The sequence below is a fragment of the Sorangium sp. So ce426 genome, assembly GCF_051475585.1.
Classification (GTDB): Bacteria; Myxococcota_A; Polyangia; order Polyangiales; family Polyangiaceae; genus Sorangium; species Sorangium cellulosum_B.
Window position 1 is genome coordinate 12,235,558 of the sequence record NZ_CP150341.1, and the last position, 18,190, is coordinate 12,253,747.

Consider the following 18,190-nt stretch of genomic DNA (forward strand, 5'->3'; position numbering starts at 1 on the left):
AGCTTCTCCAGCTAGCCCCGGAACGCGCGCTCGACGCTGCGCTCGTCGAGGTCGCTCTGCAAGAGCTCGTTCTCGAGCGCCTTGAAGAACGGCGTCTTGTCGTCGCGTAGCTCGGGCTCGATCCAGTTCTCTGGATACAGGAAGACCTTCCGGTTGGCCTCCCACACCCGGTAGCTCTTGAGCCACTTCCACTCGCGGGCCGCCTCGTCGTCGAGGACGACGCCGGGCTCCAGCTGGAGGAAGGCGCGCTGGACGAAGAGCTGGACCGAGCCGATCGCCTGCTTGATGCGCGAGGTGAGCTGGCACGGGCCCATCTCGACGTCGACGAGGAGCTCGGCGAAGAGCTGGTTCGAGCTCGCATAGCCCTGCTTCCAGATCAGGAACTCGACGAGCGCCCCGCGCTGGCGCTCGCGCAGCGCGTCCCGCAGCGGCCGCGCCACGGCGGACCACGCCTCCTCGCTGTACTTCGCCTTGACCGCATTGCGGATGCCAGCGGCCGTCGCACGCGCGCCGGCGGCCGTGTCGTCGGCCACGGCCCAGGGCTGCACCTGCGCGGCGGACATGCCGAGGCGCTTGAGGAGGGCGCTCGCGTCGGCGAGCCGCACCAGCTGCTGATCGAGGCCGAGCCCCGCGAACGCCGCCGTGAACCACCCGCCGGTCCCCGCGAGCGACGAGAGGTCCTCCTGCGGCCAGCCTGTCCGCCCGGCGATCTCGGCGAGCAGATCGAGCGACTGTCCCTCTGCGTTCACGCCCGCCGCGCGCATGCGGAAGAGGTCGGCCAGGGCGGCTTTGCCGGCGGGCAGCGCGTCGCGCACGCGCAGGAGGGCGGCGAGCCGCATCCAGCCGTCCCGCAGCGACGGCGGCGCCGGAGCGGGCTCGACAGGCACGTCGTTCAGATCGAGCCACGACGGGTCGAGCACCCACTGGATCTCGTCCGCGGTGAGCTTCAGCCGATGGATGACGTCGGCGATCTTCGCGAGGCGCACGAAGGCGCGGCGCCGCTGCGCGTCGGACGGGGTGGGGCCGCCGTCCAGCCCGCCGAGGAAGTCGGCGATCGCCTTGCGGTTCTGATCGACCTCGGCGCGGAGCGTCTCGGTGACGAGCTGCGCGATCGTCGGCGCGTCCAGGTCGAGCTCCGCCGCGAGCCGCTGGCGTACGAAGAGCTCCGCCGAGAGCGGCTCGCCGGCGCCCTCGGGCGGCTCCGCCCCGCTCGCGATACGGGCGAGGCCGGCGGTGATATCCGCGAGCGCGGCGTCGACGCGGGCCGGCTCGGGGGCCAGACCGCTCGCGGGCTGCGCCGCGTGGCGCAGGAGGTAATCGAGCCGGGCCACGCCGAAGCGCGTCGCGGCCACCGCGAGCGCCATCTCGACGAACCGCCGGGTCACGGCCGGATCGGCCGTATTGAACACGTCGATCCCCGACAGCGCGTGCAGGGCGAGGAGGTCCCGCAGCGGCAGCTTGAGCGCGCGGGCGAGCGAGGCAGCGCGGAAGAGCTTCGACAGGTTGGCGAGGTTCAGCGCGCCGCCGCTCACGAGCGGCGGCGCGCCGAGCGCGGCCTGGCTCGCGACATCATCGGTGAGCAGCGCGAGCTCGGCCGCGCTCAGCCGGAGGGCGGCAAGGACGGCGGGCGCGTGGGCGGCGATCGACGGGCTCGTGTCCGCGAGCTCCGAGCCGCCGCTGTTCAGCTGGAATGCTGGATCGATCGGGTTGACAACTGCCTTGTTCAGGAAGAGCCGCTCGTAGAGCGAGCGATCCTTCGATGTGGGCCCTGCGTGCGTCTGGATCGGCCCCCACCAGGCGAGCGCCTCGATGACGGGCAACCGCAGCTCGGCGTGCAGCCAGGCGACGCCCGAGAGCCTGACCAGCAGCTCGTCGGACGTGCCGCCGCCCAGCACCGAGAGCGCTTGATCCACCTCGGGCGCGGACCAGCCGAGCGCGCGGCGCAGCCGGGTGAAGCGGTTCATCCGGTGCAGCGCCTGCTGTTCCAGGGCCGGAATGCGCAGCTCCGATATCTTGCTGGTCAGCGGGTCGGCCCCCGCCGCCGCGCTGATCTGGAGCAACGCCCCCGGGTTGACGAAGCGCGTATGGAGCATCTCCGTGAGCTCGTCGTAGGTGATCCCGAGGCGTTGCATCAGCACCGCGACGTGCCGCAGCACCGCCTCCCAGCCGCCCTGGATCGGGCTCTGCGACGCGCCGGTGGGATCGGGGATGGAGTTGCCGTCCTGCGAGAGCCCCCAGTGCGTCCATGGGTTGAAGGGACCTGGGGAGCCCGCGGGCGGCTCGCCGGCGAGGAGCCTTCGATCCTCACCGGAGAGGCGGAGCCGCTCGAGCGCGAGCTTGACGCGGTAATCGGCGGGCTCGAAGCCGTCGCCCCGGCGGAGCACCTCCATGAGGTGGACGCGGGGCACGCCCAGATGATCGAGGTAGATGCGCGCCTCCTCCTGCCCCAGGTTGAAGGGGAGCCGCCACGGGTAGCGCTGCGTGGCGAGCGTCTCGTAGGCCGTCTCGTAGACGATCTGCTTCGACGGCGGGGGCGGCTGGGGGTGGGCGGCGAGCTCGGACGCCGCGCCGGTGGTCGCGATGTGATCGGGGAAGGTGACGTCGGGCGAGAGCGAGGTGTTCGCGACGGCATACTCCAGGATCTCGTTCACGAGGTCCACGTACGGGACGGTCGTGTCCGCGTTCTCGCACGAGAGCTCCAGGCGGGCGATGTCCGGCCGCCGATCGAACAGCACGTCGCCGGCCGACTTGTGAGCGCCAGGGAGCGTGGTTTCCTGCCGTGTGAAGAGGTTGTACCTCGTCTTCGGCGCGGTGGACTCCACCGTGGAGAGCTGGCGCTCGAGGAACTGCAGAAGATCGACGAGGTACGCGGGAGGGCCGTAGACCGAGCGACAGTGGTCGCAGGCAGAGAAATCCAGCGAACCGAAGAGGGTTGGCCAGTCCGGGATGAGCGCGGCGTCGGCCGGTGCGGGCGGTTGATTGTTCGGCAGCACGTAGGCCGTCAACGCGTTGAACGAGGCGTGGTGGCGCGCGAGGAGAGCGTTGGACGCCGCGGTGATCTTGCGCGCGCTCGCGTAGACGGCGCTCGCGCGCGCCGGCCCGAGCGCAGGACCGGCGAGCTCGGTGAAGCGGGCGCGCCCCATGCGGAAGATGCTCTGTGCGGAGTCGAGCCCGTAGCTCATCAGGGTCTTGATCTCGGAGGCAGAGGGGGTGATTTTGTGCAGCCTCTCCATGCCGGCAAGCTGGGCGACCACGCTGGCGCGTTGCGAGCCAGAGGCGATGGCGATCGGATTGCGGCTGAGATAAGCGCGAAACCGGGTCCTCCCGAACTCGAAGAGATCCTGCTCAGTGAGAAAGTCCACGGCAAGGGCGAGCACGTGGGGCACTGGAATGAGGCGACCCACGAGGGCGGCGCCGGGGAAGGCCTTTTCGAGGGTCCAGGTCAGCACCGAGGCATAGTTCTGTCGCTGCTCCTGCGCCGTGGCGCCGGGCACGGTGGGTGGAACGCCGATGGGCGCGCCGTCGACCGTCTGGTTGAGCACGGCGAGCCAATCGCTCTCGTCGCGTCGCGCGAGGTCGCGCAGCGATTGCACCGCGCCGGACGCAAATTGCTCGTTCAGCTTCTTGACCAGCGGCAGGTGGCCGCGGGTCACCGCCGCGAGCTGAAGAGTTCGTTGCGTGGCGCTGATGGCGCTCTGCGTGAAGAACGGCACCGAAGAGCGGAGCTCGCTCCAGAAGCTCGCGATGCTGGTCCCCTGGAACCCCACGTAGCTCTCGAGCAGCAGCTGCCGGTTGCTCGATGCGGGTATCACGGTCGCGATCAGCTGATCGAGCGATCCCGCGCCGGGCGTCCGCTCCTCGGACGCGCTCGCCACCACGAGGGGCTTGAGCTTCGCCATCGCGGCGTCGATCTCGGCCGCGGACATCCGGGGAATGACGCGCTCATCGACCGCCCAGGTGATGGCTTCACGCAGCGCCGGGAGGCCGCGCGAGAGCAGCTCCGAGCGAGCGGCGGGGAGGCCCCACCGGCGCAGGCCATAGAAGACCTCGGGTGCGATGGTGGTCCCGCCGGCCATCCTGGACGCCTCAGCGATCATGGCGAGCTCCCCGCGATCCACGCCGGAGCTGCAGGCCAAAAGGGCGAGGCTGTCCTCGTCGAGGTCCGCGAGGTCGAGCATGTCGTGGGCGGGAGCGACAGCGGTCGTGACGCGCTTGTGCTCGGACGGCGCGAAGGAATAGTCGCCCTCGGTCACCACCACGTCGATGACGGCGGTCGCCGGCGCGCGGCAGAGGTGGCCGATGGCCATCTGCACCTCGCTGTCATAGACGTGCACCTCGAGGTCCGCGAGCTGCTTCCCGGGGCGTCCGAGCTCGCTCCGCGTGTAGCCGACCTGGTAGCACCCGGTGGGGTCCGTGTGGCCCTCCGCGAGGGCTGTCCTCGTTATTCCCGAGGCGGTGACGTTCCGATCGAATACATAGATGATCTTGTCCTGGAGCGGCGCGCCGTTCCGGTCTGTGACCCGCCCGCGCACGATCCAGTGCGCCGGCGACGCGGCGCCCGCGGGCGCCGCCGGGTTGACGGCGATGCGGAGCGCCGCGTCGGTCGAGCCGTCGCGCCACAGCAGGGAGTCCCTCGTATCGACGAGCAGCTGGTTGCCTTGATAGACACGGAAGAACCCCGACGCAGGGCTGGAGCCGAGGAGCGGGCGGAGCGACGCCATGTCGAGCTGGAAGGCGAACGAACCCAAGGAATCGGTCGTGGCAGCGGCGATGATCTGAGCTGGCGTGGTGCACACCCATGCCTCGATTGTCGCGTTGTTCACGCCGGCCATCGAGTCGTTCCCGGCGAGATTGTTGATGTTGACGACGCGACCGATGAGGGTGAGCTTCTGTTCGTTCTGTTTCGTTGCCATGCGAGCATCTCCGCAGAGGAATTGTTGTATTGGTCCGACGCGCTCGCCGTCCGCTCGCGCGGGTATTGAGCAATTGGAGCAGCTTATACGGTGGATGGCCGTTTTCTATGTTGAAAAGCTGCCCGTGTCGACGGGGCGAAGGCATCTTCGTCACGTCCATGCTCTTGCAATCTGATCGCGGTATCTGGACTCCTGGAACCGGTCGTGCCCGCCACGTGTCGGTGTGAGGTCGGAACGCCGGAACAAGGACGCACGTCGCTGTCGTTGGCTGTCGCGAGGAGCAGTCCTGCCTGCTCGCGTCGGCGGCCGGTGCCGGCAAGACCCACTGCGTCAGAGACGCGCAGGGCAAGGTCTCGTTCTCCTGGCCCGGGAGCGAGCGCCAGCGCGTCGACCGCAACGACGGCCAGGAGGCGCTGTTCCCCTACGGCTTCGCCCTGATCACGGCGGATCAGGACACGATCGGCGAGCTGTCCGAGGCGTCCATCGACGCCGACTGCAACTGAGCCCTTGCTCTGCGCCGCTGCCGATCTCCCGGGCGGCGGCGGCCCTCATCGCCGGTTCGTGAGCACGACCTTGCCGGTGGTCGCGCGGGACGCGACCGCCGTCATGGCCGCCTTCGCCTCCGCCATCGGCGGCGCGGCGGAGACGAGCGGCTTGATCGCGCCGTGGCCGTAGAGCGCGTAGAGCTCGTCTTGCGCCCTCCGCGTGAGATCGGGCCGGGCGCGGCTGTAGGTGCCCCAGTAGAGGCCGAGGACCGAATAGTTCTTCACGAGCAGGTGGTTCGCGCGCGCCGCGGGGATGCGGCCGGAGGCGAAGCCGATCACCACGATGCGGCCCTCGAAGGCGACGCATTTCGTCGATTGATCGAAGACGTCGCCGCCGACGGGGTCGAAGACGATATCGGCGCCCCGGCCCGAGGTCCGCTCCTTCACGACGGCGACGAAGTCCTCGCGCCGGTAGTCGATGGCGACGTCCGCCCCGAGGGCGCGGCAGACAGCCGTCTTGTCCTCGCCGCCGGCGGTCGCGATGACGGTGGCGCCGGCCGCCTTGGCGAGCTGGATCGCCGCGCTGCCGACGCCGCCCGCGCCAGCGTGCACGAGGACCGTGTCGCCCGGCTGGACGCCGGCGCGCCGGTGGAGCGCGAAATAGCCTGTCTGGTAGGTGATGGTCATCGCCGCGGCGTCCTCGAACGGCATGGCGTCCGGGAGCGCATAGGTGGTGCGCGGCCCCGCGATCGCGCGCGTCGCGTACCCCCCCGAGCCGGGGAGCGTCGCGGCCACGCGGGCGCCCGGCGGGAGCGACGGCTCGCGGCTCTCGACGACGACGCCGGCGACCTCGAAGCCGGGGATGAACGGCGGAGTCGGCTTGACCTGGTGCGCGCCCGCCGTGAAGAGCACGTCGGGGAAGTTGATCGCGGCGGCGGCCACCTCGATCCGGACCTCTCCCTCGGCGAGCGGGGGGTCGTCCACCTCTTCCCAGACGAGGATCTCGGGGGGACCGAAGGCGTGTCCGCGCCAGGCATGCATGCCCGCGGACCTTAGCAGAAAGCCCGGGCGGCCCGGCGGAGGCCGCCGCGGCGCCGCCTCGCGCGCCGGGGATCCCTTGCGGGATCGCCGGCGCGCGCGAGATCAGCGGACGATCTCGATCGGCAGCTTCGCCGTCACGGAGCCCTGCTCCTGCCCGTCGAACGTCACCTCGACATCGTAGGTCCCCGGCGCGAAGAACTCGTCTTCCGGGTTGTCCGTGTCCGATGGCCCGCTCCACTGCCGCCCCGACCAGGAGATCGTGTGCGTCGCCGCCGTCGCGTCGACCTGCACGGTCGCTGCGGTGTCGGGAGCGCAACACCCGGTGTCGCAGAGGCAGTACTGCTGTGGATCCCCCGCCGCCGACAGCCCGGTGATCTGGTACGTGACGAACGAGCGCGGATCCGCGCTCGGCACGACGCAGTGCCCGCACCCGTCCGAGGCCGCGATCTCGATCGGAGGCACGCTCGAGTCGGTCGTGACCGTGTAGACGAACTCCGCTGGCTCGCCCCTCCAGTAGACGCAGCGGCTGGACTCGATCGATATCGTCACGCCCGGGATCGTGCCCTGGACGCCGCGCACCGCGCACGGCTCGGCCCCCGGCGGCAGCCCGCGGTCGCCGCCGCTGCTGCTGCTCTCGCTGTCGCCGCCGCTCCCGGCGCCCTCCTTGCCGCCGCCGCATCCGGTCGCGCACGCAGCGGACAGCAAGGCTATCGCCAGAGCTCGAAGCATGTCGTTTGCCATTCCCTCACCTCTCCCTCCTTCGCGCCACGCCGCCTGTTTGCGGCGGCGCGCGATCGGCAGCAAGGGAGATGCTCCGCGATGCGCGCGCGGGCTCCGGAGGGACAGGCCGTGGCGCGCCACCCCGGGCCGCCGACTGTGCCAGTCTGGGCCGCGGCCTGCCTGCGGGCGTCGCGTCGGCCGTGCTTCAGAGGTAGATCTCGATCCCGAGCTTTGCCGTGACGACGCCCTGCTCCTTGCCATCGAACGTCACCTCGACTTCGTAGCTCCCGGGCGCGAAGGGGTCGCCCTCCGGATTGCTCGTGTCGGACGGGCCGGTCCACTGCCGCCCCGACCAGCGGATCGTCTGCGTCGCCGTGGTCGCGTCGACCTGCACGGTCGCCGCCTCGTCGGGAGCGCAGCAGCCCACGTCGCACAGGCAGTAGAGCTGCGGCTGCGGATCAGCGCCCCACGAGAGGCCGCTGATCTTGTAGGAGACGAGCGAGAGGGGATCGCTCGTCGGTTCGACGCAGCGCCCGCAGCCGGTGGAGGCCGCGAAGTCGATCGGGGGGACGCTCGAGTCGGTCGTGACCGTGTAGATGAACTCCGCCGGCTCTCCCTGGCGGTAGTTGCAGCGGCTCGACTCGATCGAGATCTTCACGCCGGGGATCGTGCCCTCGACGTCACGCACCGCGCACGGCCCGTCCGACGGGTCGATGCAGCCGCCGCCGCTCCCCTCGCCGCAGCCGCCGGTGCCGTCCTCGCCGCTGTCGTCGTTGCCGCCACCGCCGCTGTTGTGGCCGCCGCTGCCGCCGTCGTTGCCGCCGCTTCCGCCGGTGCCGCCCTCGCCGCCGCTGCTGCTGGCGCCGCTGCCGCCGGTGCCGCTGCTGGCGCCAACGCCGTCATTCACGCTGTCCTTGCATCCCATCAGGCACGCACTGGACAGCAGGGCTGCCGCCAGCACGCGAAGCACGTCGCTCGTCATCGCATCACCTCGTGGCTCCGCCACCGAACCTCGCGCGCGGCGGCGCGGGGCGTGCAGCAAAAGGGATGCCTCGCGCCACAAGCGCAGATCCCGCAGGAGCACCGCTGGTTCGCGACACCCCCGGATGTTCGATTGTGCCAGTTTGGGCCGTGGTGGGCTGTGAGCTGCTGCGCTCCCAGGGCGTCATTCCCGGCGAGCCAGCTATTCCGGGGCATCCCGGCGACATTTCAACGCGCGAACCAGCGGCCGGCCCGGCTCATCCCGCGACGGGCCGGCGCGCCGCCGTCACTCGAGCTCGGGGTACCAGCACGCCACGCGGTGGCCGCTGCCGGGGACGAGCTCTTCGAGCGGCGGGATCTCGACGTCGCATTTGCCCTCTTCGGCCCTCCGGCAGCGAGGGTGGAACACGCAGCCGTCGGGCGGGTTGATCGCGCTCCCGGGCGCGCCCGGCAGCAGGCGGCGCGCCTTGCTCCCCCGCTCGATCGACGGCGTCGCCTCGAAGAGCGCGCGCGTGTACGGGTGGTGCCGCCGCCCGGCCACGCCCTGCGTGGGGCCGATCTCCACGATGCGGCCGAGGTACATCACCGCGACGCGGTGGCTCACGTGCTCGACGACGCGCAGGTCGTGCGAGATGAACAGCAGGCCGAGCGACAGCTCGTCCTGGAGCTCCTCCAGCAGGTTGACGATCTGCGCCTGCACCGAGAGGTCGAGCGCGCTCACGGGCTCGTCGCAGACGATGAAGTCCGGGCGCACGGCGAGGGCGCGGGCGATCGCGACCCGCTGCCGCTGCCCGCCCGAGAGCTCGTGGGGGAAGCGCTCCATCATGTCCGGCCGCAGGCCGACCTTCTGGAGCGCGCCCTCGACCATCGCGGTCTCCTCGTCGCGGCTCCTCGCGAGGTGGTGGATGACGATGCCCTCGCCGACGATCTCGCGCAGCGTCATGCGCGGGTTGAGCGAGCCGTAGGGGTCCTGGAAGACGATCTGCATCCGCCGGCGCATGGCCCGGAGCGCGCGGCTCGACAGGGCGCTCAGGTCGTGGCCGTCGAAGAGGACCCGGCCGACCGTGGGCTCGATGAGCCGGAGCACGAGGCGCCCGAGGGTGCTCTTGCCGGAGCCCGACTCGCCGACCAGGCCGAGCGTCTCGCCCCGGTCAACGTGGAAGGTCGCCTCGACGACGGCCTGCACGAACGACGGCTTCGCGAAGGCGCCGCGCTGCACCGGGTAGAACTTCGAGAGCCCCTCCGCCTGGACGAGCGGCCGCTCGCCCGGCGCGCTCTCCGCGCGCGCCGCGGCTGCAGGGTGCAGGTGCGGCGCGGCGGGCTCGTCGCGCTGCGTGGGCGGCGGGGACCCGCTGTCGCGCGTCACGAGGCGCCCTCGTTGCCCGCGCGCCCCGGGCCCGTCAGGAGGAAGCAGCGCGCCGCGTGGTGCCCCGCGCCGGGCGGGACGGCGTAGAGGTCCGGCGCCTCGGCGCGGCAGCGGTCGAACACGGCGTCGCAGCGGTCCTGGAAGCGGCAGCCGCGCGGCGGATCGCGCAGATCGGGCAGCGCGCCCGGGATGGTCGGCAGGCGGAGCGAGCGCTCGCCGCGCACGCGGTGCGGGCGGAGCCCGCGCGCGGGGATGCTCCTGAGGAGCGCGCGCGTGTACGGGTGCGAGGGCGCCGCGAGCACCTCGCGCGCCGGCCCTTGCTCGACGACGACGCCGGCGTAGAGAACGACGATCTCGTCCGCGAGCTCGCCGACGACGGCGAGGTCGTGCGCGATGAGCAGGAGGCTCATCGACGTCTCTGCCTTGAGCCGCTCGAGGAGGTCGAGGATCTGCGCCTGCGTGGTCGTGTCGAGCGCGGTGGTGGGCTCGTCGGCGATGAGCAGCGAGGGCTCCGGCGCGAGGGCCATGGCGATCATGACGCGCTGGCGCATCCCGCCGGACAGCTCGTGCGGGTAGCTGTTCGCGCGGACCTCGGGCTCGGGGAAGCCGACCTTGCGCAGGAGGTTCACGGCGTAGAGCCGGGCGTCGCCGCGGGACATCGGCCGGTGCAGCCGGATGGCCTCGGCGATCTGGGCGCTGACCGTGTACACGGGGTTCAGCGAGGTCATCGGCTCCTGGAAGATCATGCCGATCTTCCCGCCGCGCACGGCGCGCATCTCGCGCTCGCTCAGCGCGAGGAGGTCCTGGCCGTCGAGCTCGATCGAGCCGCCGTCGATGGACGCGTAGGGCGCGGGAAGCAGCCGCAGGATGCTCAGCGCGGTCACGGTCTTGCCGCAGCCCGACTCGCCGACGAGCGCCACGGTGCGCCCGCGCGGCACCGTGAACGAGACGCGGTCGAGGGCGCGGGTGACGCGGCCGTCGGCGGCGAACGACACGCGGAGGTCGCTCACCCGGAGCAGCGTGGGCGGCGGGGCCTCCTCGGGCGAGAAGGGCGGCGCGGCGCGGGGCAGCGGGAGGGGGCGCCCGCTCACCGTCGAGCGCTGGGTGACGGCGGGCTCGTCGTCGTCGAGCAGGCCGCGCGTGACGGCGCCGTGGGGGACGGCGGAGGCGCTGGGGGCGGGGAGAGCGCCCGCGGTCGGCGTGGCGGGCGCGGGAGGAGCGCTCGCGCTCGAGGCGCCGGGCGTGGCCGGGGCGCTGGGCAGGGAAGGCGCGCTGGGCACGGGCGGCCTTCTCTCGCCGAGGTCGTGGCGGATCAGGGGAAGCGGGAGCGAGTTCCGCGCGCCGAGGTCGTCGTCCTCGTCGTCCTGGCCGTTGCTCACCGTACGTACACCTCGAGGCGGGGGCCGACGCCCTGGGAGATGCCCATCGAGTAGGCGGCCCCGACGGCGTCGCTCCCCGGCGCGAGGATGGCGATGCCGTGGTCGTCCTTGCGCCGCCTGGCCCAGTCGCGCACGAGCGAGGTGACGTCGATCCGCAGCGGCGTCGCCGGTCGGGGCCGCGCGATGGCGGCGGCCTCGGGGATCGACAGCCGCGGCTGCCGGCCCCACGTCGCCGTCTCGGAGCGCCACGGCTCGAGGATGCGCGCGACCTCCAGGGTGAGCGCGCGCTCGGCGGGGGGCGCCATCGGGGCCGGCTCCAGCACGACGAAGGCGCTCGCGATGTCGGCGCCGGCGCCGAAGCTCGGCGAGAACCGGAGCAGCAGGACGACTTCACCGCCCCCGGCGCGCCCGAGCGCGACGGCGTCGGGGACGCCCGGCGTGGCCGCGGCGTCGTCGTCCTCGACGAGGAGGGCGAGGTCCTCGGGCGGGAGCAGCACGCGGCGCGCGTCGAGGGGCGCGGGGAGGGCGCTCGCGGGGCGGCAGCGCCCGGCGACGCAGTAGCCGGCGCCGCAGACGCCCGCGCCCGCGCACACGCCCGCGTCCTTCGCGGGGCCGCCGCCGCAGCCCAGGAGCGGCGGCGCCGCGACGAGCAGGGCCACGGGCGCGAGGGCGGCGAGCAGACGCACAGCGGGGGCGACCATAGCAGAGGGCGGCCCGGGTAGGGCGGCCCCGGTGGCGCGGCGGGTGGTGGCGGGCGCGGCGCGCAGGGGCGCGGCGCATCCGAAGCGGGGGCGCGCGCTCGGGCGTGGAGGGCGGCGGCGCGCCCGGGAGGGGCGGTGGTGGGCGCGCGCAGGCCGCTGCCCGAACGGCGTGGTCGGCGGGGACGCGGGGAACGCGAGCGTCTCGAGAGGCGTTGCGGTCGAGAGCGTCGCGATCCCTGTTGTCGGGCCGCGGCCGCTCTGATGGGATGCCGTGTCGTGCGCGTTCGAGCCATTACCTTCCTGAGAGCGCTGTTGATCGTGGCCGCCGTGCCTGGGGCGCTCGCCGCGTGCGGAAAGAAGGCGCCGCTCGGGTCTCCGTGCCGCGCGGACGACGACTGCGGGTCCGGCCTCGCCTGCCACCGCGAGCAATGCCTGCACGAGGGGAGCGCCCGGCGTCTGCGCGACGAGGAGCAGCGCGCCTCGGGCGAGGGGGCCGCGCGCAAGGTCGGTGACCGCATCGAGGTCGAGTGGAAGGGCTCGTACAAGCCCGCCGTCATCACCAGCGTCGTCGCCCCGGGCTCCTACCGGGTCCACTTCGACGGGTACGACGCGCAGTGGGACGAGGTCGTGACGGAGGCGCGCATCAAGGGCGGCGCGCGCTCGGGCTCGGGGCAGCGGACGGCGGTGCCGGCGGCGAGCAGCTCGCCGCGCTGAGCGGCGGAAGGCGGCGCTCGGAGCGCCTGGAGCTCGGCCGCGATGGTCGAGATCGACGGGGCGGGGGCGACTGAGCTTGCCACCGAAACCGCACCGCGACGGCGTATGCACTGACAATTAAAAATCCCGCGTAAGCGGCGGACAGGGCCGAAAGCAGATCGAGGAAGTCCTCGCTCATGGGCGGATCCGGGGAACGCGGTACGGGCACTCGTGCTTCGAACCCACGGCGTCGGACCCCAGGGGCAGCCGAACGAAGCTCGCGTCAGACGTCGACGGTCGCGTCGTGCAGAGCACGTCGTACACGACCGCCATGGATCGGTCGACGATGCTCGACTGCTTCGTCGCTAACCCGGCGATCGATGTCTCGACACATTTCGCACACGATCCGCATAGGATTTGTTGTGCGACCTAAGCGAAAGAAAGCAAGATGAGCCGCGGGACGTGCTGGTCTAACGGACCGTTGCGAGGCACACAGGTAGGATCACCCCGCCGCGCCTCGCTCGCGGCAGGACCAGAGTGTCTCTGATTCTAGCCACCGCCAACCGCCGCGGCCTCGGCCGGTCGTGAGGTCGGACGTGGACGGGTTCCAGAGCGCCGGTGCTGAGCCGATGCAGGAGAGCTTGCTGGTACAGCTGTCGAACGAGCGTGCGCGGCAAGACCGGCTATTCTAGGACACCGATCACGTTGGAGTCCCGAGGAATCAACAGAAGGGAAGAGAAACCGCAAGGGGCGCGAGGGGCGCAAGGGAAGGAAAGATAATATCTCGTCTCTGGTCCCTTGCGTCCCTTGCGTCCCTTGCGTCCCTTGCGCCCCTTGCGCCCCTTGCGGTTTCTCTCTTTCCCGCATTCCTTGCCCTTGGAGCTTGCTTTCTGGCAGCTCGACGGGGGCTCGCAGCTCATTGAATTCAGTCAAATTTCAACCCGTTTGTCGCTCTATGCGCGCGATCGAGAATCAGGTCCCGATCGTCCGCGCGGCTCGCTTCGGGCCTTCCGGCGTGTTTCACCAGGACGGGCGGCACGAGACGCGGGCAAGCTCCGAATCGGGCGTTGCGCTGAGCGCCTCGGAGCGCTCCGTGTTCTCGCGCTTCGCCTACGCTCCGTTCCTCGGCGTTCTCCTCGCGCTTTCACTCGTGGTTCGAGCGACGCGATCCGGCTCGATTTTCCTGCGCGCCCCCGTCGCGGCGGGCGCGCCCGCGCGTCATTTGCTGCCCGCGCGGACGAAGTCCACGAACGCGCGAAGCGCCGCGGGCATGTGGCGGCGGCTCGGATAATAGAGAAAGGGGCCCGGGAAACGCGACCACCAGCGCTCCAGGACCGGCTTCAAGGCGCCGCTCTCGAGGTGCGGGTGCAGCCAGTCCTCGAACCAGTAGAGGAGACCGGTGCCCGCGATCGCCGCATCCACGAGGAGGTCCGTCGCGCTCCCGAGGCTGCCGACGAGCGGGCCGGTCGGGTCGACCTTCACGACCTCGCCGTCGCGCTCGAATTCCCACGGGCACAGCGCGCCGTTCGGGAAGCGGCCGCGCAGGCATGCGTGGTCGAGGAGCTTGCGCGGGTGGGTCGGGCGCCCGTGCCGCTCGAGGTAGGCGCCCGACGCCGCGAGCGCCAGGCGCTGCTCGCGCTGGCCGATCGGGACCGCGATCATGTCTTTCTCGAGCGTCTCTTCGTAGCGAATGCCTGCGTCGCAGCCCGCGGCGAGGATGTCGACGAGCGTGTCGTCCGCCGTCACCTCGACGCGGATATCGGGATATGCGGCGAGGAACGGCGGCAAGATCCGTGGGAGCACGAGCCGCGCGGCGACGACGGGGACGTTCAGCCGGAGCGTGCCGGCCGGCTTTTCGCTCGAGCTCTTCACGACGTCGAGCGCCGCTGCGATCTCGGCGAGCGCAGGACCGAGCCGCTCGAGGAGACGCGCGCCTGCCTCGGTCGGCGCGACGCTGCGGGTCGTCCGATGAAGAAGCCGAACGCCGAGCTCGCCCTCCAGCCGGCGCACCGCCTCGCTCGCGCTCGACGCGCTCGTGCCGCTCGTGCGGCTCGCCTCGCGGAAGCCGCCGGCGCGCGCCACCGCGGCGAAGACTCGGACGTCGTCGAGATCCACTGCCATTGTTCGCCTTTCCGTACGGGCCGTGCTGATTCGAGGCTCTTATCATACACCCCGTCGTGGCCTACCGTCGACAGCCATGACGAATCTAGCCAAGGCCGGGACGTTCAAGATGGGCAGTCGCACGGTGAAGCGCTTCGGGTACGGAGCCATGCAGCTCGCCGGGCCGGGCGTGTTCGGACCGCCGCGAGACCGCGGTGCGGCGCTCGCCGTGCTGCGCGAGGCGGTGAAGAGCGGCGTCGATCACATCGACACGAGCGACGTGTACGGGCCGCACGTCACGAATCAGATCCTCCGCGAGGCGCTGCACCCGTATCCGAGGGATCTGGTGATCGCCACGAAGGTCGGCGCGAGACGCGGCCCACAGGGATCCTGGGAGCCGGCGTTCGCCGCCGAGGACATCGCGAGCGCGGTCCACGACAACCTCCGGAATCTCGGCGTCGACGTGCTCGACGTCGTGAACCTGCGCGTCCTGTTCGACGCGCAGGGACCCGCGGAAGGCTCGATCGAGGCGCCGCTCTCCGCGCTCATGAAGCTGCAGCGCGAGGGCAAGGTCCGCCACATCGGCCTCAGCAACGTGACCGCGAGGCAGGTGGAAGAGGGGCGCGCGATGACCGAGATCGTGTGCGTGCAGAACCTGTACAACCTCGCGCACCGGCAGGACGACGCGCTGATCGACGGCCTCGCCGCGGCGGGCGTCGCGTACGTGCCGTTCTTCCCGCTCGGCGGCTTCTCGCCGCTCCAGTCCTCGACGCTGTCCGACGTCGCGCGCCAGCTCGGCGCGACGCCGATGCAGGTCGCGCTTGCGTGGCTGCTGCGGCGCTCGCCGAATATCCTTCTCATTCCCGGGACGTCGAGCGTCGCGCACCTGCGCGAGAACCTCGCGGCGGCAGATCTCGAGCTGTCCGACGACGCGATGAAGGCGCTCGACCGTATCTAGATCACCGACGATGAGGCAACCCGGTCGACGCGCCGCCGCTGCCGAGGATCCCCATCCGCACCGACTCCACGGATGTGCGCGACAACTACGGGATCCAGCCGGTATCGGCGACGGCGCTCTACTCGCGCTATGACGGCGTCCTCTATGACATCGAGACGGGGGCGGCGCTCGCGACCTTCCCGGGCTTGCGAAGCGCCGTCGCCGGCGCCTTCATGGTCTATCCGTGCGGCTACGGCGTGTGCGCAGAGACCTACTGAGCCGGCGTACGGCGCCCGGTTGAGCCTCCGCCGGATTCCAGCGAGACTCGAACTCAAAAATCGACATCGGTCCGTGCCCAGACTGGCTCCGTCACGTTCTTCCCAGGGTGAAGGGGCCGGCGACAACGGCGGGCCGCTTCCGGGGCGCCGCGCTGCATGGGCCGGCCGGCTCCCCTCCATCCACACGTTGCGAGCTGCAGGGCTGGACCATGCGCAAGACTTATCTCATGGCGTCGATTTTCGTTGCGACCGCGTTGCTCGCGGCCGGCTGCAAAACGGGGACATGCGCGGATGCCGTCGAGCACGCCGAGGCTTGCGGGGTCGACGACCTCGAGCTCGATGACGACTTCGCCGGCTGCTCCGAACACGAGGCGTGTCGCGCGTCGTGCGTGCTCGACGCGCCCTGCGACGAGATCAAGGCATCTTTCGCCGGCGGCACGGACCGCAGCACGGAGGCCTGGCGCTGCTACGAGCAGTGCCCCATCTCTGATTGACGCCCATTCCACCGGGCGGCTGATGCCGGTCACCAGCCGGATTTCTCGTCCTCGCCCAGCACGCCGCCGATCAGGCCGGCCGCGCCGCCCACGGCCGCGCCGCCGGCGCCTCCGAGGAGGCCTCCGGCGAGCGCCCCCTTGGCCGCGCCTCCGGCGAGCTCGTCCTCCGGCGAGCACTCCTTCGCTTCTCCCTCCGCCGCCGGGTCCGCCTGCTTCTGCTGGCTCGTCGCTCGTGTCGGCTGATTCTTCTGCTGCTTTTTCATGATGAGCTTCGAGGCAATCCGCGTACCAGCAGCGACGGCGGGCCGCCGGAGCCGGGCGGTCTCCGTCCGGCCTGGTTCGATCCGTGCTCCGAATTCGTGATCTCGAGGAGCGACCGCACGAGCAGGTCCTTGTCGTCCATGGCGCGCCACACCGAGCGGCCAAGGACGACGACGTCGAGGTCTCGAACCCGCTTGAACACCACTCCGGCAAGGAGCGTCGACGCGGCGCTCTCGGGAAACAAGCTGAGACCTTCGCCGCTCGCCACGAGCATGAGGATCACATCGCTGCTGGCCTCTTCGTGGGCGAGCTCGAGCCGATGATCATGCGCCCGGAAGGCAGCGATGATGTCGTCCTGGAGGCGCGGGCCCTCCTTGCGCGGAGGCCAGAGAAAGCGCTCCTGCTTCAGGTCCGCGACCCTCAGCGTGCGCCGCGCCGCGAGGCGATGGCTCTTCGACATCACGACGCCGACGCGCTCGCGGTACAGCACGCGGAAGCGGAAGAGCGGGTCGTCTTCCGGCGAATGATAGCCGTACCCGACCGAGATCTTGCCGTCGCGCAGCGCGGCGACCTGCTCCTCGCTCGGCAGCGGCCGAAGGCGTACCTCGACGCGCGGGTGACGCGCGCGGAACGTCTGCACGATCCCCGGCAGCAGGAGGGCGTCGGCCAGGGCGCCGTCGAATCCGACCACGATCGTCCCGATACGCCCTTGCGCCGTCGCGCGGGCGTCCTCGACCGCGAGCGCGGCGCGAGCCAGCGTCGCACGCGCACCTTCGAGGAAGCTCCGGCCGGCGGCGGACAGCTTCACCCCGCGTCCCGAGGGCACGAAGAGCTCGACGCCGATCTCCTCTTCGAGCTGCGCGATTTGCCGGCTCAAGGGCGACTGCGAGACGTGAAGCTGCTCGGCCGCCCTTCCGAAGTGCTCCGCTTCCGCGACGGCGACGAAGTACCGCAGGTGACGTAGCTCCATGTTTCAGACCTATAGGGTCTGAAACCGTTGCGATCAATGTCCTGGTGGCCTTGAACGCGACCGTGCAGGCTGTTCAACATGCTGCGACACGAGAGAGGCCCGGCGGCTCACCCCGAGGCGAACCCGATGATGCAACGTCGCCCCGCCGGCGCGGCGCTCGTCGCCGGGGCGGTGATCTTCTTCCTCGCCGAGCTCATCGCCGCCGCGGCATGGACGGACCCTCCCTACAGCTACACGCATCACTACATCAGCAACCTGGGAGTCCGTGGCCCCCTCGAGGCGCTTGGCCAGTTCATGAACTCGCCGCTCGCCTGGGTCATGAACACCGGGTTCTTCCTCTTCGGGATCATGTTCTTCATCGGTGTCGCCGCGCTCGAGGGCCTGCGGAGCTGGCGCCGCTGGGCAGCGCTGATCCTGGGAGCTCTCGTGGCGCTTGGCGGCGTCCTGCTGGCGCTCAACCCCGGTTCCGGAGAGCCGCCCGACGGCGCCATCGACTATCACGGCCTGGGCGCCTTCGCGTCCATCGTCGGGGGCAACGTGCTCGTGATCCTCCTTGGACGCCAGCGCCAACAGATTGGAGTCACTCCGAAGGCCGGGAGGGCCATGGTCGCCCTCGGCGTGTTCGGGCTCGCCTCGATGGTGGCCTTCCTCGCGGTCGCCAGCTCGGGGGCCAATGTCCTCATCGGCCTCGTCGAGCGCTGCGCTGTCTATCCCATCCTGGTCGGCTTCCTCTGTGCGGGGACGTCGATCTGGACTCGCAGGACCGCTCATGCAGCTTCGCGACCTCTGCCTTCGAGCGCGGTGTCGCGCAGGGCGAGCTCTACCTGACCGACATCGTCGCGCAGGCCGCAAGCGCCGCGATCCCTCCCGT

At 71.1% G+C, this 18,190-nt stretch carries 15 protein-coding genes; 5 read left to right on the forward strand and 10 right to left on the reverse strand.

Annotation, left to right across the window (positions count from 1 at the left end):
• Positions 1-11 precede the first annotated feature (11 nt).
• The 7 genes from WMF44_RS45910 to WMF44_RS45940 form a co-directional block, all read right to left on the reverse strand.
• A complete protein-coding gene (locus WMF44_RS45910; protein WP_437296369.1) occupies positions 12-4,913 on the reverse strand; it encodes a neuraminidase-like domain-containing protein in 4,902 nt (1,633 codons plus the stop codon).
• Positions 4,914-5,461: 548 nt separating this feature from the next.
• A complete protein-coding gene (locus tag WMF44_RS45915) occupies positions 5,462-6,439 on the reverse strand; it encodes an NADPH:quinone oxidoreductase family protein (RefSeq protein ID WP_437296370.1) in 978 nt (325 codons plus the stop codon).
• Positions 6,440-6,541: 102 nt separating this feature from the next.
• Positions 6,542-7,168 carry a hypothetical protein gene (locus WMF44_RS45920; RefSeq protein WP_437296371.1) on the reverse strand — a complete coding sequence of 209 codons (627 nt, stop codon included), beginning with the start codon at positions 7,166-7,168 and terminating at the stop codon, positions 6,542-6,544.
• 196 nt (positions 7,169-7,364) lie between these two features.
• The gene (locus tag WMF44_RS45925) at positions 7,365-8,141 is read right to left on the reverse strand and encodes a hypothetical protein (RefSeq protein WP_437296372.1); all 777 of its coding nucleotides are present in this window, start codon (positions 8,139-8,141) and stop codon (positions 7,365-7,367) included.
• A 285-nt stretch (positions 8,142-8,426) separates the two neighbouring features.
• Positions 8,427-9,506 carry an ABC transporter ATP-binding protein gene (locus WMF44_RS45930; protein WP_437296373.1) on the reverse strand — a complete coding sequence of 360 codons (1,080 nt, stop codon included), beginning with the start codon at positions 9,504-9,506 and terminating at the stop codon, positions 8,427-8,429.
• Entirely contained in the window at positions 9,503-10,885 is a 1,383-nt protein-coding gene (locus WMF44_RS45935; RefSeq protein ID WP_437296374.1) for an ABC transporter ATP-binding protein, read from the reverse strand. Before WMF44_RS45935 ends, WMF44_RS45930 begins: the two co-directional genes overlap by 4 nt.
• Positions 10,882-11,586, reverse strand: a complete 705-nt coding sequence (locus WMF44_RS45940) for a DNRLRE domain-containing protein (RefSeq protein ID WP_437296375.1) — start codon at positions 11,584-11,586, stop codon at positions 10,882-10,884. Before WMF44_RS45940 ends, WMF44_RS45935 begins: the two co-directional genes overlap by 4 nt.
• Positions 11,587-11,904: 318 nt before the next feature.
• Between WMF44_RS45940 and WMF44_RS45945 the strand changes: the two genes are divergently transcribed.
• Entirely contained in the window at positions 11,905-12,300 is a 396-nt protein-coding gene (locus WMF44_RS45945; RefSeq protein ID WP_437296376.1) for a hypothetical protein, read from the forward strand.
• Between the two features lie 1,197 nt (positions 12,301-13,497).
• Here WMF44_RS45945 and WMF44_RS45950 read toward each other — a convergent pair.
• Positions 13,498-14,400 (reverse strand): LysR family transcriptional regulator, encoded by a 903-nt coding sequence (locus WMF44_RS45950; RefSeq protein WP_437296377.1) that lies wholly within the window; start codon positions 14,398-14,400, stop codon positions 13,498-13,500.
• A gap of 76 nt (positions 14,401-14,476) precedes the next feature.
• On the opposite strand from WMF44_RS45950, the gene WMF44_RS45955 reads away from it, so the two are divergent.
• The 3 genes from WMF44_RS45955 (at position 14,477) to WMF44_RS45965 (ending at position 16,088) form a co-directional block, all read left to right on the forward strand.
• The gene (locus WMF44_RS45955; RefSeq protein WP_437296378.1) at positions 14,477-15,337 is read left to right on the forward strand and encodes an aldo/keto reductase family oxidoreductase; all 861 of its coding nucleotides are present in this window, start codon (positions 14,477-14,479) and stop codon (positions 15,335-15,337) included.
• 74 nt (positions 15,338-15,411) lie between these two features.
• Entirely contained in the window at positions 15,412-15,594 is a 183-nt protein-coding gene (locus tag WMF44_RS45960) for a hypothetical protein (protein ID WP_437296379.1), read from the forward strand.
• Positions 15,595-15,803: 209 nt separating this feature from the next.
• Positions 15,804-16,088, forward strand: a complete 285-nt coding sequence (locus WMF44_RS45965) for a hypothetical protein (protein WP_437296380.1) — start codon at positions 15,804-15,806, stop codon at positions 16,086-16,088.
• A gap of 29 nt (positions 16,089-16,117) precedes the next feature.
• Here the strand turns inward: WMF44_RS45965 and WMF44_RS45970 are convergent, their stop codons facing one another.
• Entirely contained in the window at positions 16,118-16,351 is a 234-nt protein-coding gene (locus WMF44_RS45970; protein ID WP_437296381.1) for a hypothetical protein, read from the reverse strand.
• Complete coding sequence (locus WMF44_RS45975; RefSeq protein WP_437296382.1) at positions 16,348-17,319, reverse strand: LysR family transcriptional regulator; 972 nt, start codon at positions 17,317-17,319, stop codon at positions 16,348-16,350. Before WMF44_RS45975 ends, WMF44_RS45970 begins: the two co-directional genes overlap by 4 nt.
• Before the next feature lie 126 nt (positions 17,320-17,445).
• On the opposite strand from WMF44_RS45975, the gene WMF44_RS45980 reads away from it, so the two are divergent.
• A complete protein-coding gene (locus WMF44_RS45980; protein ID WP_437296383.1) occupies positions 17,446-18,147 on the forward strand; it encodes a DUF998 domain-containing protein in 702 nt (233 codons plus the stop codon).
• Positions 18,148-18,190: the final 43 nt, after the last annotated feature.